Consider the following 25,540-nt stretch of genomic DNA (forward strand, 5'->3'; position numbering starts at 1 on the left):
AGTGCGAGGCCCCTTCCTGGTGTGCGGCCAGGACGAGGAGGTTCAACTTGAGGTACCGCTCCATTGCAGCAGCCGCTGCGTTCGCGCTGCTCACCCCCGCGGTGGCCATCCTGGGCGCACCCATCGCCCAGGCTGCCGCGCAGCCCGGCACGGTGCAGCTGGCAGGCACCACCACCCCGGCCCTGGGCTACTCCCACCGGGTCGGCGCTCTCCCGGCGACACAGCGCCTGTCCGTGGCCGTCACGCTCAAGCTGCGCAACACCGCCCAGCTGTCCCACTTCGTCGCGGCGGCCAGCACGCCCGGCACCGCGGCCTACGGCCACTACCTGACGGCGGCCCAGTTCGCCGCGGGCTACGCCCCGACCCAGGCCGAGGTGGCCACCGTCGAGGCGTACCTCAAGAGCAAGGGCCTGAGCGTCACCGGAGTCAGCGGCAACCGCGAGTCCATCGACGTCAGCGGCACCGACGCGAAGATCCAGACCGCTTTCGGCACCACCGAGAGCACCTACCTGGACCCGAGCACCCGCCGCCAGTTCTACGCCAACGACCACGCGGTGGTGCTGCCGTCGGCCGTGGCCGGGCTGGTCGCCGCCGTCAGCGGTCTGGACGACCACACGGTGCGCACCCCCGAGCTCGTCCGCAAGGCGAACTCCACGCCCCACTCGTCGCCGTCCGGTGTCTCCCCCAGCCAGATCGACACCGCCTACCGGATCAACCAGACCGGTGAGAACGGCAGCGGCGAGACCGTGGCGCTGTGGGAGTTCGACGGCTACAAGTCCTCGGACCTGAGCACCTACAACTCGCAGTACGGCCTGTCCGGCCCGGCGGCGTCCACCGTCTCGGTGGACAGCGCCAACTACGACTCCAACCCCGGCCAGGGCGAGGGCGAGGTCGAGCTGGACAGCGAGGTCGTCCGCGCCGTGGCGCCGCAGGCGTCGCAGCTGGTCTACGAGGCCCCCAACTCGGACCAGGGCGAGATCGACATAGCCAACGCGATCGTCTCCGCCGACAAGGTCTCGGTCATCTCCATCTCCTGGGGCTCCTGCGAGCAGGACACCACCCCGTCGGTGATGACGGCCGTGAACAACACCTTCGAGCAGGCCGCCGCCGAGGGCATCAGCATCTACAGCGCGGCCGGCGACAGCGGCTCGCGCGACTGCACCGGCAGCACCAGCGGCTCCGGCGTCAAGGCGGTCGACTTCCCTGGCAGCAGCGTCTACGACACCAGCGTCGGCGGCACCACGCTGACCACGGGCAGCGGCAACGCCTACTCCTCCGAGAGCGCCTGGAGCGACGGCGGCGGCGGCGTGTCCACGCTGTACACCCGCCCGAGCTGGCAGCCCGGCAGCGGCACCTACCGCACCGTGCCGGACGTCGCCTCCAACGCCGACCCGAACAGCGGCTACGCCATCTACACCGGCGGCTCCTGGCAGCAGATCGGCGGCACCAGCGCCGCCGCCCCGCTGTGGGCCGGCTTCACCTCGCTCTACAACGAGAAGGCCGCCGCCTCCGGCAAGGCCGCCCTCGGCTTCGCCGACCCGGCCGTCTACCAGGTGGGCGCAGGCAGCAGCTACACCTCGGTGATGCACGACGTCACCACCGGCGGCAACCAGGACTACAAGGCCGGCACCGGCTACGACGAGGCCACCGGCTGGGGCAGCCCGGTCGCCGACGGCCTGATCACCACCCTGCTCGGCACCGGCGGCACCACCGGCGGCAACACCGTCACGGTGACCAACCCGGGCAGCGAGAGCGGCAAGGTCGGCACCGCCGCCTCGCTGCAGATCGCCGCGAGCGACTCGGCCTCCGGCCAGACCCTGGCGTACAGCGCCACCGGCCTGCCCGCCGGTCTGTCGATCAACGCCTCCACCGGCCTGATCTCCGGCACCCCCACCGCGGCCGGCACCTCCTCGGTGACCGTGACCGTCAAGGACGGCACTGGCGCCACCGGCAGCACCTCCTTCAGCTGGACCGTCACCGGCAGCAGCAGCTGCACCGCCGCCCAGCTGATCGGCAACCCCGGCTTCGAGACCGGCACCGCCACCCCGTGGACGGCCAGCTCCGGCGTCGTCAACAACGACACCAGCGACGAGCCCACCCACTCGGGCTCGTGGGACGCGTGGCTGGACGGCTACGGCTCCAGCCACACCGACACGCTGTCGCAGACGGTCAGCGTCCCGGCCGGCTGCGGCGCGACGTTCAGCTTCTGGCTGCACGTCGACACGGACAAGACCACCACCAAGGCGTCGGACAAGCTCACCGTCACGGCGAACTCCACCACCCTGGCCACCTACTCCAACCTGAACGCGGCCGACGGCTACGTCCAGGAGAGCTACAACCTGGCGTCCTTCGCGGGACAGACGGTGACCCTGAAGTTCAGCGGGGTCGAGGGCAGCGGCGCGCAGACCAGCTTCGTCATCGACGACACGGCCCTGAACGTCTCCTGACCCACGGTCGGCAGCACCCCTGAGACACCCCGCACCACCCGCACCACGCCCGGCCCCCGGCGGACTCGTCCGCCGGGGGCCGTCGGCGTTCCCGGTCCGACCCCTTGTCCGGGGAGCTACTCATCGGTAATCCTTATTGACACTTACTCTCATACAAGGGGCGTCATGGCTGCCGAGGTCTCCTTTCCGATCGACACACCGCACGGCCGACGCACCGTCTCGGCCGTCTACCACCGCGAGGGGAGCGGCAGTCCGCTGCTGCTGCTCCACGGCATCGGCCACCACTGGCAGGCGTGGCAGCCAGTGCTTCCGGCCCTCGCCGAACGGCACGACGTCATCGCCGTCGATCTGCCCGGCTTCGGCGCCTCGCCCGCCCTGCCCGCCGGGGCCTCGTACCAGCTGGGCTCGGTGGTGCCGCTGCTGGGCCGGGTCTGCGCCGACCTCGGCATCGAGCGTCCGCACGTCGCGGGCAACTCCCTGGGCGGGCTGCTGGCGCTGGAGCTGGGACGCAGCGGCCTGGCCCGCTCGGTCACCGCGCTCTCCCCGGCCGGATTCTGGAAGCCCTGGGAGCGGCGCTACGCCTTCGCCGTGCTGCTGTCGATGCGGGCCGGTGCGCGCACCCTGCCGGTCGGCGTGGCCGAGCGGCTGGCGGACCGCCCGGGCGGCCGGGCGGTCCTGCTCGGCAGCATCTACGCCCGCCCCGGACGCCGCACCCGGGCCGAGGCCCTGGCGGAGACCGCCGCGCTGCGCTCGGCCACCGGCTTCGGGCCGACCCTGGCGGCCGGGCGCGATGTCCGCTTCACCGGCGACGTCCCCGACGTCCCGGTGACCATCGGCTGGGGCACCGGCGACCGGCTGCTGCTCCCCCGCCAGGCCGCCCGCACCCTGCTCGAGATCCCCCGGGCCCGACTGGTCCCCCTGCCCGGCTGCGGCCATGTGCCGATGAACGACGACCCGGGCCTGGTCGCCGACACCATCCTCACCACCTGCGCCGAGGCCGAGGCGGCCGAGACGCGCGCCCGGGCCGCCCGCACCCCGGCCCAGGGCTAGAGAAGTCCGCGTCAGCCCGGCTGGGCGCCGAGCGGGGCGGCTACCGTGCGCCGGGCCAGCGTCCGGGCGCACCGGTCGCGGAGGGCGACGAGACCTCCGCCGGTCGCCGCGCCCGACCCGAGCCTGCGGGCAGGCGGGAGTTGACGCGCGGCGGCGGCGGCGCCGCCGGCCAGGGCCGCCGCCGCTCCGGCCTCCCACAGCGCCAGGCCGCGCCAACGGGGGGCGACCGCGGCCAGGGCCAGCATGCTGGCCGCGTGCAGCAGATCCACCTCGACGCCCAGGGCGAGCACCGCGCCGGTCGGCGCGGGCGCCGTCACCGCCGCCTGCACCAGCTGCCGGGCGCCGAGGACCTGGATCGTGCGCAGCGCCGTCGCATCCTTCGTCCGCCGGAACACCACCGGCGCGCAGGCGAGTTGCAGCAGGCCGTAGCCGGCGCGGGCCAGCGCCGGGCGGTTCACCGCCGCGACCTCAGCGCGGCGGTGGCGGCGGCGAGGAGGCCCGCGGCGGCCACCGCCGCGATGGCGCCGTGGTGCTGGGAGGCCCAGAGCTGGGGGCTGCGGTGGGTGGCCCGGTCGTCGAAGCTGCCGTGGGCGGTGTAGTCGTGGCCGTCCTTGCCGTCGGCCGGCTCCCAGAGGTTGACCGGGTGGTCCTTGTCCTGGGGGCGGTCGTCCTGCTGGGAGGAGAAGCCGGTCCGCGCGAGGTAGCGGTCCAGCAGGCCGGGGGCGACCGCGTTGGCCATCAGCGTGCCCACGGTGCTGCCGCCGACCCAGTACTCGCGGCGCCCGGGGTGGTCGGCGGCGTAGACCACGCCCCGGGCGGCGACCTCGGGCTGGTAGATCGGCGGGACCGGCTGGGCGGGCTTGGGCAGGCGCGAGAGGACCCAGTCGAACTGCGGGGTGTTGACCGCGGGCATCTGCACCATGGTGGTGCGGACACCGCTCCGGTCGTGCAGCAGCTCGCAGCGCAGGGCCTCGTGGAAGCCCTGGATGGCGTGCTTGGAGCCGCAGTACGGGGTCTGCAGCGGGATGCCCCGGTAGGCCAGGGCGGAGCCGACCTGGACGATCGTCCCGGCGTCGCGCGGCTTCATGCGCTTCAGGGCCGCCATCGTGCCGTAGACGTAGCCGAGGTAGTTGACCTCGGTCACCCGCTTGTACTCGGCGGCGGTGATCTCGGTGAAGGGGGAGAACACCGAGGTGAAGGCGACATTGATCCAGACGTCGATCGGGCCGAGCTCCTCCTCGACGCGCTCGGCGGCGGCCTCCACCTGCTCGGGGTCGGCCACGTCGGTCGGCACGGCCAGTGCCCGGCCGCCGAGGCGCTCGACGTCGGCGACGGCGCCGGCCAGTCCCTCCTCGCCCCGGGCGAGCAGGGCGACCCTGGCGCCGCGGGCGGCGAAGGCCTGGGCGGTGGCGCGGCCGATGCCGCCGCTCGCCCCGGTGATCACGACGACCTGTTCGGACTTGGCTGCACTCATCGGATCTCCTTGGAACTGCGTTGAAGGAAGCGGATGTCGAGAACGGTCAGGGCCCGGGCCAGGGGGCGGTGAGGCGCTGGGCGGTCTCCAGCAGCAGGGCGTGCACGAACGCCTGGGGCAGGTTGCCGCGCAGTTGGCGCTGGGTGATGTCGTACTCCTCGGCGAACAGCCCGGGCGTCCCGCAGGCGGTGCGGTTGCGTTCGAACCAGCGGTTGGCCTCGACCTCGCGGCCCTGCTGGTGCAGGGCCAGGCTGGTCGTGAAGCCGCACAGCAGGAAGGCGCCCTCGGCCTGGTGCAGCGGGCGCTCGTCCTGGCGGAAGCGGTAGACGAAGCCGTCGCGCCCCAGCTCCTCCAGCACCGCCGCGAGGGTGGCGCGGGTGCGCGGGTCCTCGGGCGGGACGGCGCCGCGGATCGCCGGGATCAGCAGGGACGCGTCCACCCGCGGGTCGCCCGGGGCCCGCTGCCAGCGGCCGGTGGGGTGCAGGCAGTCCTTGGCGGTGTCGGCCAGGATCCCGTCGGCCAGGGCGCTCCAGCGCGCGCCCTCGGCGGCCGGGGCGTGGGCGGAGATCGCCCGCAGACCGGCCACGCAGGCCAGCCGGGAGTGGGCCCAGCGCTGGTTGTCCAGCTCCCACAGACCGGCGTCGGGCTCCTGCCCGCGCGTGACGATGGCCTCGACGGTGGTCTCCACCGCCCGCCAGTGGTCGGCGTCCAGCCGGTCGTGGCCCCCGGCGGCGGCGAACAGGGACAGCGCCTCGCCCAGGGCGTCGAGCTGGAACTGGTCGTTGACCCAGTTCCCGACCTTGTCCGAGCCGCCGGGGTAGCCCGCCAGGTCCAGTCGGCGCTCGTCGGGGACGGCGCCGCCGGACACGGTGTACGCCGGTCTGAGGTTCGGCCCGTCCGCCAGGATGCGCTCGGCGACGAAGCCCACCGCGTTGTCCAGCAGCGGATGGGGGCCCACCGCGGCGACGGCCTGGCCGGTGTAGCACTGGTCCCGGATCCAGGCGTAGCGGTAGTCGTAGTTGCGGTTCTGTTCGGCCCGTTCCGGCAGGCTGGTGGTGGCGCCGGCGACCATGCCGCCGCCCTGGCTGGTCATGCCGCGCATGACGGTGTAGGCGTGCCGGGAGTCGCGGTCGGCGATGGTCCCGGTGATCACCGGCACGGCGCGCCGCCAGGCCTGCTCGGTCGCCGCCCAGCAGGCGTCCGGGTCCGGGGGCCGTTCCGGCAGCCGCTCCTCGGAGATCTCCAGGACCAGGTCGTGGTGGTGGCCGTCGGGGACGGTGACGACCGTCTCCAGGCCGCCTTCGGCGCGTTCGGTCGCGTCGGGCGCGCCGGTCCAGCGCAGGTACAGCGGTCCGCAGCGGGCCGTCCATACCCCGTCGTCGCTGCGGCGCAGCCGGCTCAGCTTGAAGCGGCCGAAGCCGGCCCGCGGATCCAGCACCACCCGCACCCGGGTCTCCTCACCACCGGCCAGGACCCGGCGCAGGATGCGGGTGACCGACGGGTCGCCGGGAAAGGCGAGGGCGTCATGGCACTCCACCAGCTGGGTGGTGGTGGTCCAGCGGTTGCGCCAGATCAGTGAACCCTCCTCGTAGGAGCCGCCCCAGACGAACGGCTCCTGGGCGGGGGTCACGGCGTACAGGCCCTCGCCGCCGATCAGGGTGGAGAGCACCGCGTCCGAATCCCAGCGCGGTGCGCACATCCACGCGATGTCGCCGCGCGGCCCGATCAGCGCGCCCCGTTCCCCGTCCGCGACCAGGGCGTAGTCCCGCAGGACGTGCAGCGGGAAGCGGGCCGTCTCCGCGGCGAGTGTGCTGTCTGCCATCGAACTGTCCGATCCTCCACCACGCCCGGTTGCCGCGTCCCGGCTCCGGGACACCCTGCCTATCGGCTACCCCGGGGACGGACGATCACCCCGCCGCGGGGTGAGGGCCCGCAGGTCCGCGCTGTCGGCCGCGCCGTTTCCGGGCTCCGGGCCATTGATCCATTAATGTGTCGATTCGGGGTAGGCGGCTCCGCACTGCTCCGACCGCAGTGGCGGGGCACCATGAGGCGAGGATTTCCATGCCGGATGCGATCGTCATCGGTTCGGGCCCGAACGGCCTGGTGGCCGCCAACGTACTGGCCGACGCGGGCTGGCAGGTCCTGGTCCTGGAGGCCCAGCCGGAACCGGGCGGCGCCGTGCGCAGCGACCGGGGCGCCGACCCGGAGTTCGTCAGCGACGTCTTCTCCGCGTTCTACCCCCTGGCCGTGGCCTCACCGGTGATCAGCGCCCTGGAGCTGGAGCGGTTCGGCCTGCGCTGGAGCCACGCCCCCACGGTGATGGCCCACCCGCTGCCGGACGGGCGCTGCGCCACGCTGCACCGCAGCGCCGAAGCCACCATGGCCGACCTGGAGAGCACCTTCGGCGCCCAGGACGCCCTGGCCTGGGGACGGCTGTCGGGGCTGTGGGAGCACCTGGAGCCGCACCTGGTCCAGTCCCTGTTCACGCCGTTCCCCCCGGTGAAGTCCGGGCTGGCGCTGGCGGCCAGGCTGCGCGCGGCCGGCGGGCTGCGGGCGGCCCGGTTCATGACGCTGCCGGTGCGCCGGCTGGCCCAGGAGGAGTTCACCCAGCCCGGCGCCGGGCTGCTGCTGGCGGGCTGCGCGCTGCACGCGGACCTGCTGCCGGAGTCGGCGGGCAGTTCGGCGTTCGGATGGCTGATGGCCATGCTCGGGCAGCAGGTCGGCTGGCCGGTGCCGGTGGGCGGGGCCGGCCGGCTCACCGACGCGCTCGTCCGCCGGCTGGAGTCGCTGGGCGGGACGGTGCAGTGCGGCGCCCGGGTGGCGGAGGTCGTCGTCCGGGGCGGCAAGGCCCTCGGGGTGCGCACCGCCGACGGCCAGGCGCACCGCGCCACCCGGGCCGTCCTGGCCGACGTGCCCGCCACCAGCCTCTACGGCTCCCTGGTCGGCTGGGACGACCTGCCCGCCCAGGTGCGGGCCGACATGCACCGCTTCCAGTGGGACTTCTCCACCTTCAAGGTCGACTGGGCCCTGGACGGCGCCATCCCCTGGACCTCCCCGGCGGCGGCCGGCGCCGGCACGGTGCACCTGGGCGCGGACATGGACGAGCTGAGCGACTACGCGCTGCAGGTCTCCACCGGGCGCCTGCCCCGGCGGCCGTTCACCCTGCTCGGGCAGATGACCACCGCCGACCCCAGCCGCTCCCCGGCCGGTACCGAGTCGGCCTGGGCCTACACCCACGTACCCCAGCACATCACCGGCGACCTGGGCGGGGACGGCATCACCGGACGCTGGGACGCCCGCGAGGCGGAGGCCATGGCCGACCGCGTCGAGGAGCAGGTCGAGCGCTTCGCCCCGGGCTTCCGCGGCCTCGTCCGCAGCCGGCGCATCCTGACCCCGCCGCTGTTCCAGTCCCTGGACGAGAGCCTGGTCGGCGGAGCCCTCAACGGCGGCACCACCGCCGTCCACCAACAGCTGGTCTTCCGGCCCGTCCCCGGCACCGGCCGCCCCGAGACGCCGATCCCGCGCCTCTACCTCGCCTCGGCCTCGGCCCACCCCGGCGGCGGCGTGCACGGGGCCTGCGGGGCCAACGCGGCCCGCGCCGCGCTGCGCGCCCACTCCCGCGCCGCCGCCCGCGTCCTGTCCCCGGGCCTGGCAGCCGCCCAGCGCCTGCTGTCCGGCCCCGCACCCCAGTAGAGGAGTTCCCGTGGCCAAGCGCCAACAGCTGATCACCTGCCCGCCGGACCAGGTCTGGGCGGTGCTGGCCGACGCCACCGGCTACGCCCGGTGGGTCGTGGGCACCCAGGACATCCTGCACGCCGACGCCGCCTGGCCCGCCGTCGGCGCCGAACTGCGGTTCCGCGTCGGCCTCGGCCCGGTCCACTTCACCGACTCCTGCGTGGTCCGGATCTGCGAGCCCGGGCACCGCCTCGAACTGGAGGCCAAGGCGGAGCCGTTCGGCACCGCCCGCATCGCCATCGAACTCATCCCCTGGGGCCGGAACACCCTGGTCCTGCTGGACGAGCACCCGCTCCTCGGCCCCGGGGCCCGGCTGCAGGGACCGCCCAGCGAACTCCTGCTGCACCTGCGCAACCGCCGGATGCTCGGCAACCTCGCCCGCACCGCCCTCGACGCCCACCGGCGCTCCCCGACGAAGGCCAAGGCGACGGCGACGGCCCGGCCAGCGGACTGACGCCCGGGCACGGACGCGCCGTGGGCGGGGGGCGGCCGTATCGTGGAAGGCGGACGGCGGCGACGGGCGGGGGCGCCGCGCCGGGACACGCCTTCTGCTGGTTGGAGCCCGCCATGGCCGATCCCTGGGGCTTTCTCACCACTCCACGCCGGGACTGGCCGCTGCGCCCGGTGCCGGAGCGGGTCCGGGACTGGGCGGACGTGCACCGGCCCGGGGCGCTGCTGCCGATCGTCGGCGCGCAGGCCGGACGGTGCATGGACTGCGGGATCCCGTTCTGCCACAGCAGCTGCCCGCTGGGCAACCTCGTCCCCGAATGGAACCAGCTGGTCGAGCAGGACGACTGGGCGGCGGCCGGCGAACGGCTGCACGCCACCAACAACTTCCCCGAGTTCACCGGGCTGACCTGCCCCGCCCCCTGCGAGACCGGGTGCGTGCTGGCCATCAACGCGGAGCCGGTGGCCATCAAGAACGTCGAGGCGGCCATCGCCGAGTACGCCTGGGAGCACGGCTGGGTACGGCCGCTGCCGCCGGAGCGGCTGTCCGGCCGGACGGTGGCGGTGGTCGGCTCCGGGCCCGCCGGGCTGGCCTGCGCGCAGCAGCTGACCCGGGCCGGGCACACCGTGGCGGTGTACGAGCGGGACGACCGGCCGGGCGGGCTGCTGCGCTACGGGATACCGGCGTTCAAGCTGGAGAAGCACCAGGTGGACCGGCGGATCCAGCAGATGCGGGCGGAGGGGACGGTCTTCCGTCCGGGGGTGGCGGTCGGCTCCGACGTGGACGGCGCGGAGCTGCTGGCCCGCTACGACGCCGTGGTGGTGGCGGTCGGCGCGACGGCCGCCCGGGAACTGCCGGTGCCCGGGGGCGACCTGGCCGGGATCCACCAGGCGATGGAGTTCCTGCCGCTGGCCAACCGGGTCCAGGAGGGCGACTACCCGGAGCCGCCGCTGAACGCGCGCGGCAGGCACGTGGTGATCGTCGGCGGCGGCGACACCGGCGCGGACTGCCTGGGCACGGTGCTGCGGCAGGGCGCGGCCTCGGTGGTGCAGCTGGACATCCGGCCGCAGCCCGGCGCGGAGCGCTCGGAGCAGGACCCGTGGCCCACCTATCCGCGGGTGCGCCGGGACTCCCCCGCGCACCAGGAGGGCCGCGAGCTGGCGTACGGCCCGGACGCCGAGGAGGGGCAGGACGTGCGGGTCTTCTCTGCCTCGACGGTGGAGTTCGAGGGCGACGCGCAGGGGCGGGTGCGGGCGCTGCGGGCGGCCGACGCCGAACCGGGCACGCGCCGCCCGCTGCCCGGCACCGAGCGGCGGCTGCCGGCCGATCTGGTGCTGCTGGCGCTGGGCTTCTCCGGGCCGGAGCAGGACAGCGGGCTGGTCCGGCAGCTGGGCCTGGAACCGGCCGCCGGCGGCGGCTACGCCCGCGACCCGGACTTCGGCTGCGCCGTGCCGGGGGTGTTCGTCACCGGCGACGCGGGCCGCGGTCAGTCGGTGATCGTCTGGGCCATCGCCGAGGGCCGCTCGGCCGCCGCCGCCGTGGACCGCTACCTGACCGGCGCCACCGCGCTGCCCGCCCCGGTCCGCGCCACCGACCGGATGCTCGCGGTCTGAGCGGGGCGGGGCGCGGCCGGGCGGGATGGCCGGTTCCGGGGCGACTGCGGGTGCGGCCGAGCGGGTACGCTGGCGCGTCGCAGTCCGTACGGGGGAAGGAACACCAGATGGCCGCAGTCGCGGAGGCCGCTGATCCGGGGGCCGCCACCGGCTCCGGCGTGCAGGCGTGGGGACGGCTGCTGGAGGACGTCGCCAGGAGCGGGCGGCGGCTGCGCCGGGAGGAGTTGGAGTCGCTGCGGCAGTGCGGCGACCGGGCGGCCGAGGACGGCCGCGCCCTGGCCGAGCTGATCGACGAGCGGCTGGCCGAGATCGGCCGGGTCTGGGCCGGGCAGCCGGTGGACGGGGCGTCCATGGCGGCGCTGCGGGCGGCGGTGGCCGCGCTCGCCGCCGGGCACGGCCGGGCCTACCGGCAGCGGTTGCAGCGCGAGGAGGCCGGGCGGCGGGAGTTCGTCGCCGACCTGCTGAGCAGCCGCAGCGACCTGGGCCGACTGGCCGAGCACGCCGAGCGCTTCGGGCTGAACCTGGCCTGCGCGCACGTGGTGGCGGTCGCCGACGGCGACGGCTACGACCTGGAGGACCCGCTGGTGCGCGGGGTGGAGCGGCAGCTGCTCGGCCGCTTCGGCGAGCAGGACGTGCTGCTGGCGGTGAAGCACGGGCGGCTGGTGTGCATCGTGCCCGGCGGCCCGGGCGAGGCGGCGGCGGTGAAGGCGTTCGCCGAGCTGACCGAGGGCCGCCGGGTGGTGGTCGGCCGCCCGCACAGCGGGCCCGGCGGGGTCGTCCACTCGTACGAGGAGGCGCGGGCCGCGCTGGAGCAGGCCAACCGGCTGCGGCTGCCCGGGCGGCTGCTGCACTCGGCGGACCTGCTGGTCCTGCCGGTGCTGCTGCGGGACCGGGACGCGCTGGAGGAGCTGGTGCACGGGGTGCTCGGCCCGCTGCGCGAGGCGCGCGGCGGCGCGCAGCCGCTGCTGGAGACCCTGGCCGCCTACGCCGACTCGCGCTACGTCTCGGCGGAGGCGGCCCGGCGGCTGGGACTGAGCGTCCGGGCGCTGTCCTACCGGCTGGAGCGCATCATCCGGCTGACCGGGCTCGATCCGGACGACGCGCTGCAGCGCTACACCCTGGAGACGGCGGCGTTCGGCGCCAGGCTGCTGGGCTGGCCGGACCAGGAGGACGGGGCGTAGCCGGGGGCCGGGCAGCCCGCGCACAGGGCCTGCCAGCGGGCGGTCTGGGCCGGGGTGGCCCGGCCGCGCAGCTGGGCGAGCTTCAGCAGGTTGGCCTCGGCGGCGCTGCCGAGGGTCTGCGCCTCGGCCAGGTAGTGGTCGTCCAGCAGCGCCTCCAGCTCGGCCTCGTTCAGCACCGGGTCGATCCGGGCGGCGAGTCGGGCCATGGTCCGGTAGGAGCCCTGGAGCAGGAACGGCGGCTCGGTGCGGGCGGAGTCCTCCTGGGCGGCCGAGGCGATGTAGGCGCGGTTGACGGCCAGGACGGTCCGCTGCACGCGGCGCAGCCGGGCGAGGGCGGCCAGCACCCGGTCCAGGTCGGGCACCGGCCGGGTGAGCTGGTCGGCCTGGGCGGCCGGGTCGCCGTCGGCGAGCGCGACCAGCAGCCGCAGCTGCTCCGGTTCGCTCCCGGCGAGCGGGGCCAGCACCGGATTGGCGGCCAGCGAGTTCTCCAGGAAGGAGAGCGCGAACAGCTCCTGACGGCTCGTCAGAACCTCGCCGAGGTTCCACACGTCGGCGCGGTTGGCCAGCATGTCCGGGACCTGGAAGCGCTGCCCGCCGGCGGTGTACGGGTTTCCGGCGAGGCAGACCGCGAAGCGGCGGCCGCGCAGGTCGAAGCTGCGGGCCCGGCCGTCGCTGACCGCCTCGATCCGGCGCTGGGCGTCGCACAGCGGGATGAACCGCTGCAGCAGCTCGGCGGAGACGTGCTGGATGTCGTCCAGGTGGAGCAGGACGTTGCTGCCCGCCTCCAGCTCGAAGACGATCTTCTCGACCTCGCGCCGGGCGGCGGCGTCCGGGGCCCGGTCCGGGTCGAGCGAGGTGGTGCCCGCGCCCAGCGCCGGGCCGTCGACCCGGACCATCAGCAGCCCGAGCCGGTCCGCGACGTACTCCAGCAGCGTGGTCTTGCCGTAGCCGGGCGGGGAGAGCAGCAGCAGGACGCCGCTGCGGTCCGCCCCCGAGTCCAGCGAGCCGAGCTGCTTGGCCAGGTTGTCCCCGATGAGCGGCAGGTAGACCTGGTCGATGAGCTGGTTGCGGACGAATCCGGCGAGGGGGCGGGGGCGGTGCTCGTCCAGCCGCAGCCGGCTGCGTTCAGCTGCCAGGACGTCCGCGCGCTGTCGCTGGAAGGCGCGGAAGGCCGGGACTCGCTGATCTCTGAACGTGCTTGCCTCGTACGGGAGTCGGTCGATCCGGACGGTGAGGCGGCCGTCGCTGATCCGGGGGTGGGAGCCGAGCAGGCCGGTGACGGTCTCGCTGAGCGGGGCGGAGACGTCGTAGCGCGGCAGGGCGGGGGCGCAGAGCTGGGCGACGGCCTCGGGCAGGCCGTCGTGGAATCCTTCTTGGGTTCCTCCTTCGGGGGTTCCTCCTTCGGGGGTTCCTCCTTCGGTTTTTTGGGGGTCGGCGCCGGCGTAGGACTGCAGCCAGGCGGTGGCGAGTTGGTGGCGCGCCGGGAGGTCGGTGACCAGGGCGGTCAGGTCGGCGGCCAACTGCGGGGCGGCGGCGGTGCGGCGGAAGCCGTCGAGCAGCGCGCGGGAGGAGGCGGAGGAGGCGAAGCCGGGGTGCGGGTCGGCGAGCTCCGCCAGCAGGTAGCCGCCGGTCGGCGGGGTCGCGGGCAGGCCCGCGGCGGCGGTGAACGCGGCTACGGCGTCGGACAGTTCGGCTGCCAGCGCGTCCAGCGCGGCGCCCGCGCCGGGGCGGGCGGGCGTTCCCGGGCCGGTGGCGGGCGCTCCCGGGCCGGTGGCGGGCGCGAAGGCGGTGCGGGCGTGGGTGAGCGAGCGGGCGCGGCGCTGCCAGGCGGAGCGGGCGGACTCGCCGGCGCCGTGCGCCCAGAACAGCTGGGCGGCGGCGCGGACCTCGGCCGGGTGCTCCAGCAGCCCGGCCCCGGCGCGCAGCCGCAGCAGCGCCTCCAGGATCAGTGCGGCGTCGTGGTCGTGCACGCCGCGCTCGTAGCCCTCGTCGTACGCCTGCTCCGCCGCCCGGCGCGCCTGCACCGCCGCGGGCTCGCCGGTCGCGGCCGACAGCAGGCCGGTGGCCAGGTACTCGCCGCGGTAGAGCGCGGGCGACTCGCTGACCAGCGGCTGGGTCCAGAACGCGAGTCCGGCCGGCAGCGCGGGCAGCTCCGCCGGGCGGCGGTAGCCGGTGCCGGTGACCACGAAGGCCAGACCGTCGCCGTCCGGTTGCAGGGTCAGCTCGACCGGCTCGCGGCGGACGGCGAAGCGGTGGCGGCCGAACCGGACGCTCGCGCCGCCGTCGTCGGACAGCTCGGCCCGGTCGCGCAGGGCGCGCACCGCCGTCTGCCCGGCCCCGGTCAGGGCGTCCTCCAGCTCCTGGGCGCGCACTTGGTCGTCCAGGGCGCGCAGCTCCCCGGCGGCGGCGCGGACCCGCACCGCCATCGGGTCGACGGCCAGGGCGGCGTGGACGTCCTCCACGGCGGCTGCCGAGGCGAGCCTGCGGCGCAGCGCCTCCAGTGCGCGCCGCGCGGAGGCGGCGATCCGGTCGGCGCGGGCGGCGGCCTCGTCCAGCAGGGCCTGCCGCCGGGCGGCGAACGCCTGCCGGACCTCCTCGCGGCGGAGCGCGAGGTCGGCGGCGAGGTCCTCGGCCTCGGCGAAGCGGGCCTCCAGGCCGTCCAGCCGCAACAGCAGCCGGGCCAGCTGGTCGTCGCAGGCGGCCGGGGTGGTGGCGGCGGTCAGCGCGGCGGTGGTGGCCTGGGCCAGCAGCGCGGACTCGGCGGCGTGGGCGGCGCGGTGCTCGCTGTCCAGCAGCGCCCGGCGGCGGGCCTCCAGTACGGCCCGGGCGCGGTTGACGGCGGCCAGCACCTCGCCGATGGCGAGCAGCACGGCGGTGCCCTTGCCCGGGTCGGCGGTGACCGCGCCGGTGACCAGGTCGGTGACGGTGGCCAGGGCGTCGGCCTGGTCGGCCAGCTGTCCGGCCAGCTGCGCGGCCTCGGCGGCGCTCGCGGTCCCGGCGGCAGCGTCGGCGGCCTCGCGGGCGGCGGCCAGCGGGGCGGCGAAGGCGTCCGGTCCGGCGAAGTAGCCGAAGGCGCGCTCGGTGGCGGCGGCCAGCTCGGCGGTGAGCGTCTGCTCGACCGCCTCCAGCGCGGCCGGGTCGTGCTGTGGCAGCTCGCGCAGGGTGCGGGTGCGGCCGTGGGCCCGGCGCAGCTCGGCCAGCAGCGCGGTCCAGCCGTCGGCGTCGGCCGGGGGCTCGCCGTGCGAGCGCCGGACCAGCGCCGCGGCCTGCTCCCGGGCCTGTTCCAGCGCCTCGGCGGCGCGATCGGCCAGCGCCGCCGTCCGGGCCTGCTCGGCGGCCAGCTGCTCGGCGGCGGAGCGCAGTTCGGCGAGGGGTTCGGCGAGTCCGGCGTCGCCGAGCCAGTAGTGCCGGTCGGCCGCCTTGGCGCAGCCGTCCAGGATCAGCGCGGGCGCGGCGGCGGCCCGGTCGGCGGTGGGGGCCGCGGCGGCGGTGGCGGTGCGGACGACGTCCAGCAGGTCGGCGATGCCGCGCACCAGGTCGGCGTTGCCGATGCGTTCCAGCGGGCCGTCGCCGACCGGCTGGGCGGCGGCGTACTCGGCGGAGGTGAAGGGGGTGCTCCACAGCTGCAGCTCGTGGGTGCGGACCGGTTCGCGGTCCGGTTTGAGCAGCGCCAGCGTGCCGTCCGGCAGCAGCGCGTGGGCGGCGCCGTGCAGCGCGGCGGCGGCCTCGCGGCGGACGGTGTTCCACGGCAGCAGCAGCGTCCGGGCGCTGCCGGGGCGACGCAGCACGTACAGCAGGTCCTCGCCGTTGGGCGCGGCGAGCACCGCGTCGAAGCGCAGCTCCTGGGCGTCCGGGCCGCCGTCGACGCGGAAGGCGCGGTGGCTGCCGTCGGCCAGTTCGTAGCCGCCGGGGAAGATCAGGCCCTGCTCGGCCGGCAGCAGCCGGACGCCGAGCCCGAGCGAGTCCTGGCGGCGCACCGACCAGGTGCGGGTGTTGACGACCAGGTAGCGGTCGGCGGCCTCGTTGTAGGGCCGGATCCGGAGCAGCAGCAGCGGTCCGGCCGAGGCGTGGGCGACGGCGGCGTCGGCCAGGCTCTGCAGCGGGTCGTCGACCGGCTCCTGGAACAGCGTCCGGTCGCCGGGGACGGCCCGGACGGTGAGGCTGCCGCCGGTGGCGGCCACCGTGACCGCGCCCTCGCCGCCGTCGATCCGGATCCGGCCCCGGTCGTGCTGGTCGCGGCCGGTGGCGGCCCAGGGCAGTTCGAAGGCCGGGGGCCGGGGCAGGTCGCGCTCGCCGTGATTGTCCAGGTACTCGGCCTGACGTTCCGTCAACTGCCAGCGCAGGACCCGGATGTCGCCCTCGTTCTCGCCGGTGCGGAAGACCGCGAGCAGCCGCCCGGCGGCGGTGCGCACCAGCTCCGCCAGCCGGGCGCCGCGGAAGTAGCGCAGCAGCTCGGCCAGATCGCGGTGGAAGCGCTCGTCGTCCAGCAGGCCGGGCACGGCCGACGGCTCCAACGGCGAGCCGTCCAGGGCGTGCAGGGAGAGCAGGCCCTCGGCCAGCTCCGGCGCCGAGGTGCCCAGCAGCAGGACGCCGGGGCGGACCGCGACCAGGCCGCAGCCGGTGGCCGCACCGGCGGTGCGCGGCCGGACCGCGCCTGCCAGCTCCAACCCGCGGCTGCCGAAGGCCAGTTGCCGACGGGTGTTCAACTCCGCCGCCTGCCGCCCCAGTTCGGCCGCGCGCTCGGCGAGCCGCGCCCGCAGCACCTGCTCGGTCCCGTCCTCGACGCCCATGGCTGCTCCCTGTCCTCCCTGCCTGTCCGAGTGCTTACTTGCTGCTGCCGTTGACCAGGAGGGCCGGATCGGCCACCGGCACCGCGGTGTCGACCGCACCGCCGCCCAGCAGCTTCAGCAGCATCGCCAGGTTCCACGGGCCGCCCGCCGCCAGCGAGCCCAGCACCTCGGTGGCGTCCGCGCCGAAGCTGCGCCCGCCCTCCAGCCACTCGGCGCCGAGCGCCTGCACCGTCTGCGAGCTGTGCACCGCCGCGTCGATGCCCTTGCCGAAGGAGACCGCGCCGACCAGGCGCTCCAGGAACATGGAGTCCCCGCCGACGATGTCGATGTCGGCGCTCTCCAGACCGGCGGCCAGCACCGCCGCCTGCGCCTCGGCGACCTTGCGCTGGACGTCCAGGGCCGCCAGCCGGACCTCCTTGTCGGCGGCCAGCCGCAGCCGGAACTCCTCGTGCGCCCGGGACACCTCGTCCAGCGCGGCCATGGCCGCCGCCTTCTCCTTGAGCCCGGCGGCCTCGCCCAGCAGCCGCTCGCGGATGCCGGTGGCCTCCGCCTGCGCCTTGCTCTCGGCGACGGCCGCCTCGGCCAGGCCGACCTTGCGGACGGCGTCGGCCTTCTGCTTCAGCCCCTCGGCCTCGCCCTCCAGCCGGGCCCGGATGCCGGCCGCGTCGGCCAGCGCCTGCCGCTCGGCGACCTCCGCCTGGGCCAGGCCGACCGCGCCGGCCCTGGCCCGCTCGCCCTCGGCCTCCAGGGCGGCGGCGGCCGCGTTCAGCTCCGCGCTCTTCTGCCCGGCCTCGGCCAGCACCAGCTGCTCCTTGGCGCGGTAGTGCGCGGTCTGCTCGGCGGCCTCGGCCGCCTTGATGTCCTTGACCAGCTGCTCCTGCGCCTCGCCCTCGGCGGCGATGACCACGGCCTGCCGGGTGCGCTCGGCGTCCTGCACCACCCGGACCCGCTTGATCTCCTCCTCCTGCTCGGCGACGGTGCGGTCCACCGCGATCCGCTCGCGGACCACCTCGGCCACGCCCCGGCGCTCCACCTCGACCTGCTTCTCCTTCCCGGCCCGGGAGAGCTCGACCTCGCGCTCCCGGTTGACGACCTCCAGCAGCCGGTCCTTCTCGATCCGCTCGGTCTCCACCGCGATCACCCGCTCGCGGTTCTTCTCCGCCACCGCGATCTCCCGCTGCTGGTTCTCCCGCTGGACGCCGAGCAGTTCCTCGGTGCGCAGCAGCGCGCTGTGCGCCTTCAGCCGCTCCTCCTCCTGGACCTGCGCGGTGGCCGCCTCCTCCTGGGCGCGCAGCGTCTCGATGCCCTTGCGCTGCCGGATCTCCGCCTCGGCGCGGCGGCGCTCCAGCTCCAGCACGGCCTCGCGGGCGTCCACGTCCTGGCGGGTGATCTCCATCTGCTCGTTGCGCTGGAAGTCGTTGGTGCGGATGTGCTCCAGCGCGGTCAGCTCGGTGATCTTGCGGATGCCCTGGGCGTCCAGCACGTTGGCCGGGTCGAGCTGCCCCATCGGGGTCTGCTCCAGGTGGTCGATGGCGGCGTCCTCCAGGTGGTAGCCGTTGAGGTCGGTGCCGATGGCGGCGATGATGCGGTCCCGGAACTCCTCGCGCTTGGTGTAGAGGTCGATGAAGTCCAGCTGCTTGCCGACGGTGCGCAGCGCCTCCGCGAACTTGGCGCTGAACAGCGTCTGCAGGGTCTCCTGGTGGCTGGCCCGGTCGGTGCCGATGGCCTGGGCGACCTTGATGACGTCCTCGACGGTCTTGTTGACCCGGACGAAGAAGGTGATCTGGATGTCGGCGCGGATGTTGTCCTGGCAGATCATGCCCTCGCGGCCGGTGCGGGAGATCTCGATGGTCTTCACCGAGATGTCCATCACCTCGGCCCGGTGCATCATCGGCAGGACCAGCGCCCCGGTGAAGGTGACGTCGACGTCCTTGGGTCTGGAGATGATCAGGGCCTCGCCCTGGACCACCTTGCGGAACAGGCGGCCGAAGAGCAGCAGTGTGCCCAGGCCGATGAGCAGGAGCACGGCGACGAGAACGCCGACCCCGATGGTGACGACAGACATGACTGGCCCCTCGGACCTTGCTGCGAATGGAAAGTGACGCTCAATCAGCCGGATCGGCGGATCGGCCGCCGGATCAGTCGGGCAGCCCGGGCATGACCCGGAAGAACTCGCCCTCGGCGTCGTAGTCGTAGATCAGTGCGGACGCGCCCGACGTCAGCGCGCTGCCCGGGCCGGCCGCTTCCTCGAGGCTCTGCCGGACCTGCACCAGGGCGGCGGAGCCGTCGGCGGCGCGGACCTCGGCCTGGCCGAAGTCGGGGCCGACGCGCCCGGTGCGGATGACGCAGCCGCGACCGACGAAGTCGCGGCGGGTCGGCGGCGGGGCCGGGGCCGGCATGAGCCGCCGCAGCGGCCACGCCAGCACCCGGGCCCCCACCCACCCGCCGGCCAGGGCCGCCGGCAGCAGGGCTCCCCCGAGCCTGCCGCCGAGCAGCGCCCGGCCGGTCAGCGCGCTGAACCAGGCGAAGGCGACCAGCAGCGAAACCGCCACCGTGACCGGCACCCCGCCCAGGCCCAGCGCCTTCTGCAGTCCCCCGTGGCTGTGGCGTCCCCCGTGGCCGTGGCTCCCCCCGTGCCCCGCGCGCCCCCCGTGGATGTGCGCGCCCCCCGCGAGCACCACCAGCCAGTACGCCACCACGACGACCAGCGCGAAGCTGAAGAGCACGGTGGGATACCCCGTGACCGCCCCCGAAAAGCCACCCACTGCCGTCGCCGCCTCTGCAGAATCCTCGGCGATCACTCCGGTGACCGCCGGGGAAAGAGTGGCAGCGGCGGGGCCGGGCCCACAGTGCATGATCCCGGCAGTCTTAACGCCGTGTTGATGTCGTGGTTCAGCTCACACCGGGGCTCACGCCGGGCCGCCCGGCGGGGCCAGGACGTCGGACAGGTCGTACCGGACCGGCTCCTCCAACTGGGCGTAGCCGCAGCCGGACGGCTCCCGGTCCGGCCGCCAGCGGCGGAACTGGGTGGTGTGCCGGAAGCGGTCGCCCTGCATGTGGTCGTAGGCGACCTCGGCCACCAGCTCCGGGCGCAGCGGCACCCAGGCCAGGTCCTTGCCGCCGCTCCAGCGGCTGGGGCCGCCGGGCATCCGGCCGGAGGCGTGCGCCTGCTCGTCGGCCCAGTCGGCCCAGGGGTGGTCGGCCAGGCCGATCCGCAGCGGGGCCAGCCCCTCGACCAGCTCCTGCCGCCGCCGCATCGGGAAGGACGCGCAGACGCCGACGTGCTGCAGCCGGCCCGCGGCGTCGTACAGGCCCAGCAGCAGCGAGCCGACCACCGGGCCGCTCTTGTGCTCGCGGTATCCGGCCACCACGCAGTCGGCGGTGCGCTCGTGCTTGACCTTCACCATCAGCCGCTGGTCGGGCCGGTAGGGCAGGTCCAGCGGCTTGGCCATGACGCCGTCCAGGCCGGCCCCCTCGAAGACGCTGAACCACTCCTCGGCCAGCTCCCGGTCCAGCGTGGCCGGGGCCAGGTACAACGGCGGTGCGGCGCCCGCCAGCGCCTCGGCCAGGGCGGCGCGGCGCTGCCGCAGCGGGGTCTCCAGCAGCGCGTCGGCGCCCAGCGCCAGCAGGTCGAAGGCGACGAAGGAGGCCGGGGTGCGCTCGGCCAGCAGCCGCACCCGGGAGTCGGCCGGGTGGATGCGCTCCTGCAGCGCGTCGAAGTCCAGCCGGTCGGCGGTGACCACGACGATCTCGCCGTCCACCACGCAACGCTGCGGCAGCCGCTCCAGCAGCGCCGCCGCCAGCTCCGGGAAGTAGCGGGTGAGCGGCTTGCCGCTGCGGCTGCCGATGACGATCTCCGGGCCGTCGCGGTGCACGATGGCCCGGAAGCCGTCCCACTTGCCCTCGTACTGCATGCCGGGCGGGATGCGGGCGGCGGCTTTGGCCAGCATCGGCTTGACCGGGGGCATCACCGGGAGGTCCATGAGCCGATTGTGCGTCGGCGGGCGGCGCGCCGCCGCTCGGAAGGCGGCCCGGCCGGGGCAGACCTACGGTGAGGTCATGGCCGAGGCACTGGAGCTGGACGCGGACGGGCGGACCGTGCGGCTGACCCATCCCGACAAGGTGTACTTCCCGGAGCGGGGCTTCACCAAGCTGGACGTGGCCCGCTACTTCCTGGCCGTCGGCGGCGGCGCGGTACGGGCGCTGCGGAACCGCCCGACGACGTTGCAGCGCTACCCGGAGGGCGCGGCGGGCGAGTCGTTCTACCAGAAGCGCGTGCCCCGGGAGCTGCCCGAGTGGATCCCCACCGCCCGGATCTCCTTCCCCAGCGGGCGCTTCGCCGACGAGATGTGCCCGGACGGGATCGGCGCCGTGCTGTGGGCGGTGAACCGCGGCTGCCTGACCTTCCACCCCTGGCCGGTGCGGGCCGCCGACACCGACCACCCGGACGAGCTGCGGATCGACCTGGACCCGCAGCCGGGCACGGACTTCGCCGACGCCGTGCGCGCCGCCCTGGAGCTGCGCCAGCTGCTGGAGGAGCTGGGGCTGCGCGGCTGGCCGAAGACGTCCGGCGGGCGCGGGCTGCACGTGTTCGTGCCGATCCGGCCGGAGTGGGACTTCGTCCACGTACGCCGGGCCGCCATCGCCGTCGGCCGGGAGCTGGAGCGGCGGGCGCCGGAGCGGGTGACCACGGCGTGGTGGAAGGAGGAGCGCGGCGAGCGGATCTTCGTGGACTACAACCAGATGGCCCGGGACCGCACCATCGCCTCCGCCTACTCCGTCCGGGCCTTCCCGCACGCCCCGGTCTCCGCGCCGCTGCGCTGGGAGGAGCTGGACTCCGCCCACCCCCGCGACTTCGACCTGGCCACCATGCCGGAGCGCTACGCCCGGCTGGGCGACGTCCACGCCGACATGGACGAGCACGCCTTCGACCTGGCGCCGGTGCTGGAGCTGGCCGACCGCGACGAGCGCGACCGGGGCCAGGGCGATCTGCCCTACCCGCCGGAGCACCCCAAGATGGCCGGGGAGCCCAAGCGGGTGCAGCCCAGCCGGGCCCGGCACGACCCGTAGCCGCGATCCGTGGCCGCGCTCCGGGACACGTCAGAGGTCCTGGCCGCGCAGCAGGCCGTCCACCACCCGGCCGAACACCCGGCGTCCGGTGCCGGCCACCACCGCGTCCAGCGGCGCCGGGACGCCGCGCACCCTGATCTCCTCGCGCCAGCGCACCACGCTGCCCGGCCCCTCGGCGCGCACCTCCACCTCGGCCCAGCCGAGCACCACCGACCCGCGCTTCTCCAGCCGCACCCGCCCCGGGGCGTGCGCCGTGGGCGGCTGCCAGAGGACGACCTCCATCGGGTCGTCGAAGCCCAGCGGGCCGACCGCCGTCCGGGCCAGCACCGTGCTGCCCAGGCCGGTGGGGCCGGCGCCCACCTGGGCGACCCTGGTCAGCGGCACCATGGCGGAGTGGCGCGGCCAGTCGGTCACCCGCCGCCAGCACTCCTGCACACCGGCCGGGACGGAGCGGGTGATCTCGAAGAACGCCATGACCGAAGCGTAGGCGGGCAGCGGCGGCGACGCCGCCGGGTGACCATCCGAAGATTCACTCGTTGAGCCCAGTGCCGCCGCCGACCGGCCGCGGCACACGGGAGTCGTGGGTCGTGGAGGTCGTGCCGTGCCTCGGGTGGGTCGCCGTCATTCACCGGCCGGGCGCGACGACGCCGAGGCCGCCTTCGTCCACCACTACGCCCGGCTGGCCCGGCTCGCCTACGCCGTGCTGCCCGCCACCCTGGACCGGCACCGGCGGGTGCTGCTGGCGCACAGCGCGGTCCAGCGCTCCGCCGTCGACGGGCAGGACTACCCCGCGCTGCGCCGGGGCGTGGTCGGCGCAGCGCTGCGCTCGTCCACGCGCGGACGCTGGCTGCTGCCCCGGGTGGTGGGCCTGCGGCTGTTCCCCGCGCTCGGCCAGGGCGAGTCGCTGCGGCTGGGCCGGGAGCTGGCCCGGCTCTCCCCCGCCGCCCGGGCGGCGCTGGCGCTGACCGTGCTGGAGGGGCTGGCCGAACCGGAGGTGCTGGACGTCCTGCGGCAGTGCGGCGCGCCCGGGGCCGTGACCGCCCTGGCCGACGCGCTGGCCTTCCGCACCGAGGCCGTGGACCAACTGCTGCGCTCCCCGAGTGCGATCCGTGCACCGTGCACGCCCGGCCCACCGACCCCTGCCTGCGGCGCAGGCACGGCCGGATCGCGGTGCTGGCGGCGGCGGTCGCGGCGGTGCTGGCGGCGGCGCTGGCCTCCGTCCCGGGCGCGGCGGTGCAGCCCGCGGCGGACCCGGCGCCGCCCGGCTGCACCCTGGCCGCCCACCCGGAGCTGCCGCGGACCCCGGCCGACAGCTGGCAGGACACCGCCCGGCTGGACTTCACCGCCTGGCCCGCGCGCGGGGCCGGGACCGACGACCGGGCCCTGGTCGCCGACGCCCTGGCGGCCTGGTGCCGCCCGGCGCTGGTGCACGCCGAGGCCGGGGCCGCCGCCGCGCCGCCGGGGGCGCCGCCGCGCCTGCTGTGGGCCGGGCAGCTGGACGGCGCCGGTGTGGTGCTGCTGGACGACGGCTCCCGGCTGGCCCGCTACACCCGTCCGGACCACCCCGGCGCGGCCGACCCGGACCGGGTCGAGATCAGCCGCGACGACGACTCCGACGTCACCACCGCGGGCGCGGTGCTGCTGCGCTCCACCCCGGCCGGGGACCGGTTCCTGATCGCGCCCTGGGTGCAGCAGGTGCAGCTGCGCGACCTGCGCGCGCCCGACACCGCCGGGCGGGAGCTGGCCGTCCCGGCGGACGGCGTCACCCCGCCGGTACCGGCCCCGCCCGGCTCCGGCTGCGGCAGCTGGCCGGTATTGCAACTGCGCTCCTCCCCGGTCGTCGCCGAGCACCACGCCTTCCTGCTGACCGACCTGGGCACGGTCGTCCCGGCGCACCTGACCTACCAGCCGCCGCCGCAGGCGGGCCCGGCGCAGTCCCCGCGCGAGGCCACCGGGCCATCGGCGCTGTTGGCCTGGGACCGGCTGGCCTGCCTGCTGCCGACGCTCCGGCAGCAGGGCGTGAAGTCGGTCAACGCCTGGCAGTTCGCCGTGCAGCAGCTGCCCGGCTCGGCCGGGCAGGCGTCCTGGGTGTGCAGCCGGGCCGACCGCTGGGACGGCACCGGCAGCGCCGCCACCGAGTTCCTGACGCCGGTGGCCGACACCGCCGACGAGGGCGCGCCGGCCGCCGTCACCGCCCGGCAGCCGCAGGGCCGGGCGTGCAGCCGGTTCGAGCAGTACGTGCTGGCCGCCACCTGGTGGCGGGCGCCCGACGGCCGGAGCTACCTGCTGGCCGCCGGAAGCCGCCATGTGGTCCGGATGGCGGTGAGCGGCGCGGCCGTGCTGGCGGCGTCGGCGACCCCGCAGCAGACGGCCGCGGTGCCCGCCGCGCGGACCGGGCCGGTCAGCGTCTCCGGTTACCTGGACACCGGCCTGGAGCTGCACCCCATGGGCTGACCGGCGCGGGCCCCGGCGTAGCGGCCAGGCCCGAGGTGGCGGAGGGCCGGGGCAGTGCCGAGACTGGACTCAGGCCCGTCCGGCAACCGAGGAGCGACCGTGGCAGGCGTGTCCGACACCCGACCGGGGCTGCCGCCGGTGCTGCTCTCCCGTCGGGTGCGCGGCTTCCTCACCGCCGCCTACCTGCTGCTGGCCGCCGCCGTCGGCACCGACCTGGCCACTGGTCCCGGCTCGACCTTCTCCCCGGTGCTGGCGGCCGTGCCGGTGCTGGCCGGCATCGGCACCCGGCGGGCGCGGGTCCCGGTGGTGGCCGGGCTGCTGGCGCTGGCCGGGGTGATCGTGCTGGCGCTGGTGAACCAGGGGGTGCCGCTGCTGGTGCACGCCACCTCGGCGGTGACCGTGCTCGTCATCACCTGCACCAGCGCCGCGGCCGTGGTGCTGGTCGCCTCCCGGGAGCAGGAGCTGGCGCAGGTCCGCAGCGTGTCCGAGGCGGCGCAGCGGGCGCTGCTGCGGCCGGTGCCGGAGCGGATCGGGGCGCTGCGGATCGCCGTGCGCTACCTGGCCGCCGAGGCCGAGGCCCGGATCGGCGGGGACCTGTACGAGGTGCTGTCCACGGCGTACGGCACCCGGGTGATCCTGGGCGATGTGCGCGGCAAGGGACTGCCCGCGGTGGAGACCGCGGCGGACGTGCTGGGGGTGTTCCGGGACGCGGCCCGCTCCGAGCCGGATCTGGCGGTGGTGGCCGGGCGGATCGACGCCGCGCTGGCCCGCCGCCCGCAGAGCGAGGAGTTCGTCACCGCCGTGCTGCTGGACCTGCCGGAGCGGGAGGGCCCGGCCCGGCTGGTCAACTGCGGCCACCCGGACCCGTTCCTGTGCCACGCCGCCGGGGTCTCCGCGGTCGAGCCGCCGCTGCGGCTGCCGCCGCTGGCCATGAACGCCATGGTGGGCGTGGACTACCAGGAGCGCCGCTTCGACTTCGCCGCGGGCGACACCCTGCTGCTGTACACCGACGGCGTCTCCGAGGCCCGGGACGCGGCCGGGGTGTTCTACCCGCTGGCGCAGCGGCTGCGGGGCTTCGGCGAGCTGGAGCCGGCCGCGCTGCTGGACCGGCTGATCGCGGACGTCCGGGCGTACGTCCCGGACGGCATGAACGACGACGCGGCGGTGCTGGCGGTGCACCGCGAGCACCGCTGAGGCCCGCCCGCGCGGAGGTCCGCGACCGGGCGGGCCGGTGTGTGGGCCCCGGACGGCTGCCGCGGGGCCCACGGCGGTCTACTG

General features: G+C 75.6%; 18 protein-coding genes. 9 read left to right on the top strand and 9 right to left on the bottom strand.

The features are described from left to right. Positions 1-47 precede the first annotated feature (47 nt). Together GXW83_RS21085 and GXW83_RS21090 are read left to right on the top strand one after the other, a co-directional pair. Positions 48-2,447: a protease pro-enzyme activation domain-containing protein gene (locus GXW83_RS21085; RefSeq protein ID WP_182444570.1), complete on the top strand. Its 2,400-nt coding sequence runs from the start codon at positions 48-50 to the stop codon at positions 2,445-2,447. A 165-nt stretch (positions 2,448-2,612) separates the two neighbouring features. Further along, positions 2,613-3,497 (top strand): alpha/beta fold hydrolase, encoded by an 885-nt coding sequence (locus GXW83_RS21090; protein ID WP_182444571.1) that lies wholly within the window; start codon positions 2,613-2,615, stop codon positions 3,495-3,497. A gap of 11 nt (positions 3,498-3,508) precedes the next feature. Here the strand turns inward: GXW83_RS21090 and GXW83_RS21095 are convergent, their stop codons facing one another. Genes GXW83_RS21095 through GXW83_RS21105 form a run of 3 tightly spaced genes read right to left on the bottom strand, consistent with a single transcriptional unit; the run spans position 3,509 to position 6,793 of the window. Beyond that, entirely contained in the window at positions 3,509-3,955 is a 447-nt protein-coding gene (locus GXW83_RS21095; RefSeq protein WP_182444572.1) for a hypothetical protein, read from the bottom strand. After that, positions 3,952-4,971: an SDR family oxidoreductase gene (locus tag GXW83_RS21100; RefSeq protein WP_182444573.1), complete on the bottom strand. Its 1,020-nt coding sequence runs from the start codon at positions 4,969-4,971 to the stop codon at positions 3,952-3,954. The genes GXW83_RS21095 and GXW83_RS21100 overlap by 4 nt, the downstream gene beginning before the upstream one ends. Before the next feature lie 46 nt (positions 4,972-5,017). Continuing rightward, a complete protein-coding gene (locus GXW83_RS21105; RefSeq protein WP_182444574.1) occupies positions 5,018-6,793 on the bottom strand; it encodes a glycoside hydrolase family 15 protein in 1,776 nt (591 codons plus the stop codon). A 239-nt stretch (positions 6,794-7,032) separates the two neighbouring features. Here GXW83_RS21105 and GXW83_RS21110 point away from each other — a divergent pair, with 239 nt between their 5' ends. The 4 genes from GXW83_RS21110 (at position 7,033) to GXW83_RS21125 (ending at position 11,948) form a co-directional block, all read left to right on the top strand. After that, positions 7,033-8,664, top strand: coding sequence for an NAD(P)/FAD-dependent oxidoreductase (locus GXW83_RS21110; protein WP_182444575.1), 1,632 nt, complete (start codon positions 7,033-7,035; stop codon positions 8,662-8,664). A 10-nt stretch (positions 8,665-8,674) separates the two neighbouring features. Further along, positions 8,675-9,160, top strand: coding sequence for an SRPBCC family protein (locus GXW83_RS21115; RefSeq protein ID WP_182444576.1), 486 nt, complete (start codon positions 8,675-8,677; stop codon positions 9,158-9,160). Positions 9,161-9,273: 113 nt separating this feature from the next. Beyond that, positions 9,274-10,767 carry a glutamate synthase subunit beta gene (locus tag GXW83_RS21120; RefSeq protein ID WP_182444577.1) on the top strand — a complete coding sequence of 498 codons (1,494 nt, stop codon included), beginning with the start codon at positions 9,274-9,276 and terminating at the stop codon, positions 10,765-10,767. 107 nt (positions 10,768-10,874) lie between these two features. Next, positions 10,875-11,948 carry a CdaR family transcriptional regulator gene (locus tag GXW83_RS21125; RefSeq protein WP_182444578.1) on the top strand — a complete coding sequence of 358 codons (1,074 nt, stop codon included), beginning with the start codon at positions 10,875-10,877 and terminating at the stop codon, positions 11,946-11,948. Here GXW83_RS21125 and GXW83_RS21130 read toward each other — a convergent pair. From GXW83_RS21130 to GXW83_RS21145, 4 genes are all read right to left on the bottom strand, one after another. Then, a complete protein-coding gene (locus GXW83_RS21130) occupies positions 11,879-16,738 on the bottom strand; it encodes a DNA repair ATPase (RefSeq protein ID WP_182444579.1) in 4,860 nt (1,619 codons plus the stop codon). The two genes, GXW83_RS21125 and GXW83_RS21130, sit on opposite strands and share 70 nt — an antisense overlap. Before the next feature lie 34 nt (positions 16,739-16,772). Then, positions 16,773-18,803: an SPFH domain-containing protein gene (locus GXW83_RS21135; RefSeq protein ID WP_182444580.1), complete on the bottom strand. Its 2,031-nt coding sequence runs from the start codon at positions 18,801-18,803 to the stop codon at positions 16,773-16,775. Positions 18,804-18,876: 73 nt separating this feature from the next. Then, the gene (locus GXW83_RS21140) at positions 18,877-19,464 is read right to left on the bottom strand and encodes a hypothetical protein (protein WP_225447148.1); all 588 of its coding nucleotides are present in this window, start codon (positions 19,462-19,464) and stop codon (positions 18,877-18,879) included. A gap of 183 nt (positions 19,465-19,647) precedes the next feature. Next, entirely contained in the window at positions 19,648-20,721 is a 1,074-nt protein-coding gene (locus tag GXW83_RS21145; protein WP_182444582.1) for an ATP-dependent DNA ligase, read from the bottom strand. A gap of 76 nt (positions 20,722-20,797) precedes the next feature. On the opposite strand from GXW83_RS21145, the gene ligD reads away from it, so the two are divergent. Then, on the top strand, positions 20,798-21,808 hold the full coding sequence (gene ligD / locus GXW83_RS21150; protein WP_182444583.1) for a non-homologous end-joining DNA ligase: 1,011 nt from the start codon (positions 20,798-20,800) through the stop codon (positions 21,806-21,808). 30 nt (positions 21,809-21,838) lie between these two features. Here ligD and GXW83_RS21155 read toward each other — a convergent pair whose 3' ends face one another. Then, on the bottom strand, positions 21,839-22,282 hold the full coding sequence (locus GXW83_RS21155; protein WP_182444584.1) for an SRPBCC family protein: 444 nt from the start codon (positions 22,280-22,282) through the stop codon (positions 21,839-21,841). 151 nt (positions 22,283-22,433) lie between these two features. Beyond that, complete coding sequence (locus tag GXW83_RS21160; protein WP_182444585.1) at positions 22,434-22,892, bottom strand: hypothetical protein; 459 nt, start codon at positions 22,890-22,892, stop codon at positions 22,434-22,436. Positions 22,893-22,924: 32 nt separating this feature from the next. On the opposite strand from GXW83_RS21160, the gene GXW83_RS21165 reads away from it, so the two are divergent. Next, positions 22,925-24,262 carry a hypothetical protein gene (locus tag GXW83_RS21165; RefSeq protein WP_182444586.1) on the top strand — a complete coding sequence of 446 codons (1,338 nt, stop codon included), beginning with the start codon at positions 22,925-22,927 and terminating at the stop codon, positions 24,260-24,262. Positions 24,263-24,361: 99 nt separating this feature from the next. Then, positions 24,362-25,456, top strand: coding sequence for a PP2C family protein-serine/threonine phosphatase (locus tag GXW83_RS35105; RefSeq protein ID WP_182444587.1), 1,095 nt, complete (start codon positions 24,362-24,364; stop codon positions 25,454-25,456). Positions 25,457-25,540: the final 84 nt, after the last annotated feature.

It is taken from the genome of Streptacidiphilus sp. PB12-B1b, from assembly GCF_014084125.1.
GTDB lineage: Bacteria > Actinomycetota > Actinomycetes > Streptomycetales > Streptomycetaceae > Streptacidiphilus.

What these genes read in the sequence shown, in the direction of transcription:
- GXW83_RS21090 (WP_182444571.1), top strand. Translation starts at nt 2,613, where the DNA reads ATGGCTGCCGAGGTCTCCTTTCCGATCGACACACCGCACGGCCGACGC.
- GXW83_RS21100 (WP_182444573.1), bottom strand. Translation starts at nt 4,971, where the DNA reads ATGAGTGCAGCCAAGTCCGAACAGGTCGTCGTGATCACCGGGGCGAGC.
- GXW83_RS21105 (WP_182444574.1), bottom strand. Translation starts at nt 6,793, where the DNA reads ATGGCAGACAGCACACTCGCCGCGGAGACGGCCCGCTTCCCGCTGCAC.
- GXW83_RS21110 (WP_182444575.1), top strand. Translation starts at nt 7,033, where the DNA reads ATGCCGGATGCGATCGTCATCGGTTCGGGCCCGAACGGCCTGGTGGCC.
- GXW83_RS21120 (WP_182444577.1), top strand. Translation starts at nt 9,274, where the DNA reads ATGGCCGATCCCTGGGGCTTTCTCACCACTCCACGCCGGGACTGGCCG.
- GXW83_RS21125 (WP_182444578.1), top strand. Translation starts at nt 10,875, where the DNA reads ATGGCCGCAGTCGCGGAGGCCGCTGATCCGGGGGCCGCCACCGGCTCC.
- GXW83_RS21130 (WP_182444579.1), bottom strand. Translation starts at nt 16,738, where the DNA reads ATGGGCGTCGAGGACGGGACCGAGCAGGTGCTGCGGGCGCGGCTCGCC.
- GXW83_RS21135 (WP_182444580.1), bottom strand. Translation starts at nt 18,803, where the DNA reads ATGTCTGTCGTCACCATCGGGGTCGGCGTTCTCGTCGCCGTGCTCCTG.
- GXW83_RS21145 (WP_182444582.1), bottom strand. Translation starts at nt 20,721, where the DNA reads ATGGACCTCCCGGTGATGCCCCCGGTCAAGCCGATGCTGGCCAAAGCC.
- ligD (WP_182444583.1), top strand. Translation starts at nt 20,798, where the DNA reads ATGGCCGAGGCACTGGAGCTGGACGCGGACGGGCGGACCGTGCGGCTG.
- GXW83_RS21155 (WP_182444584.1), bottom strand. Translation starts at nt 22,282, where the DNA reads ATGGCGTTCTTCGAGATCACCCGCTCCGTCCCGGCCGGTGTGCAGGAG.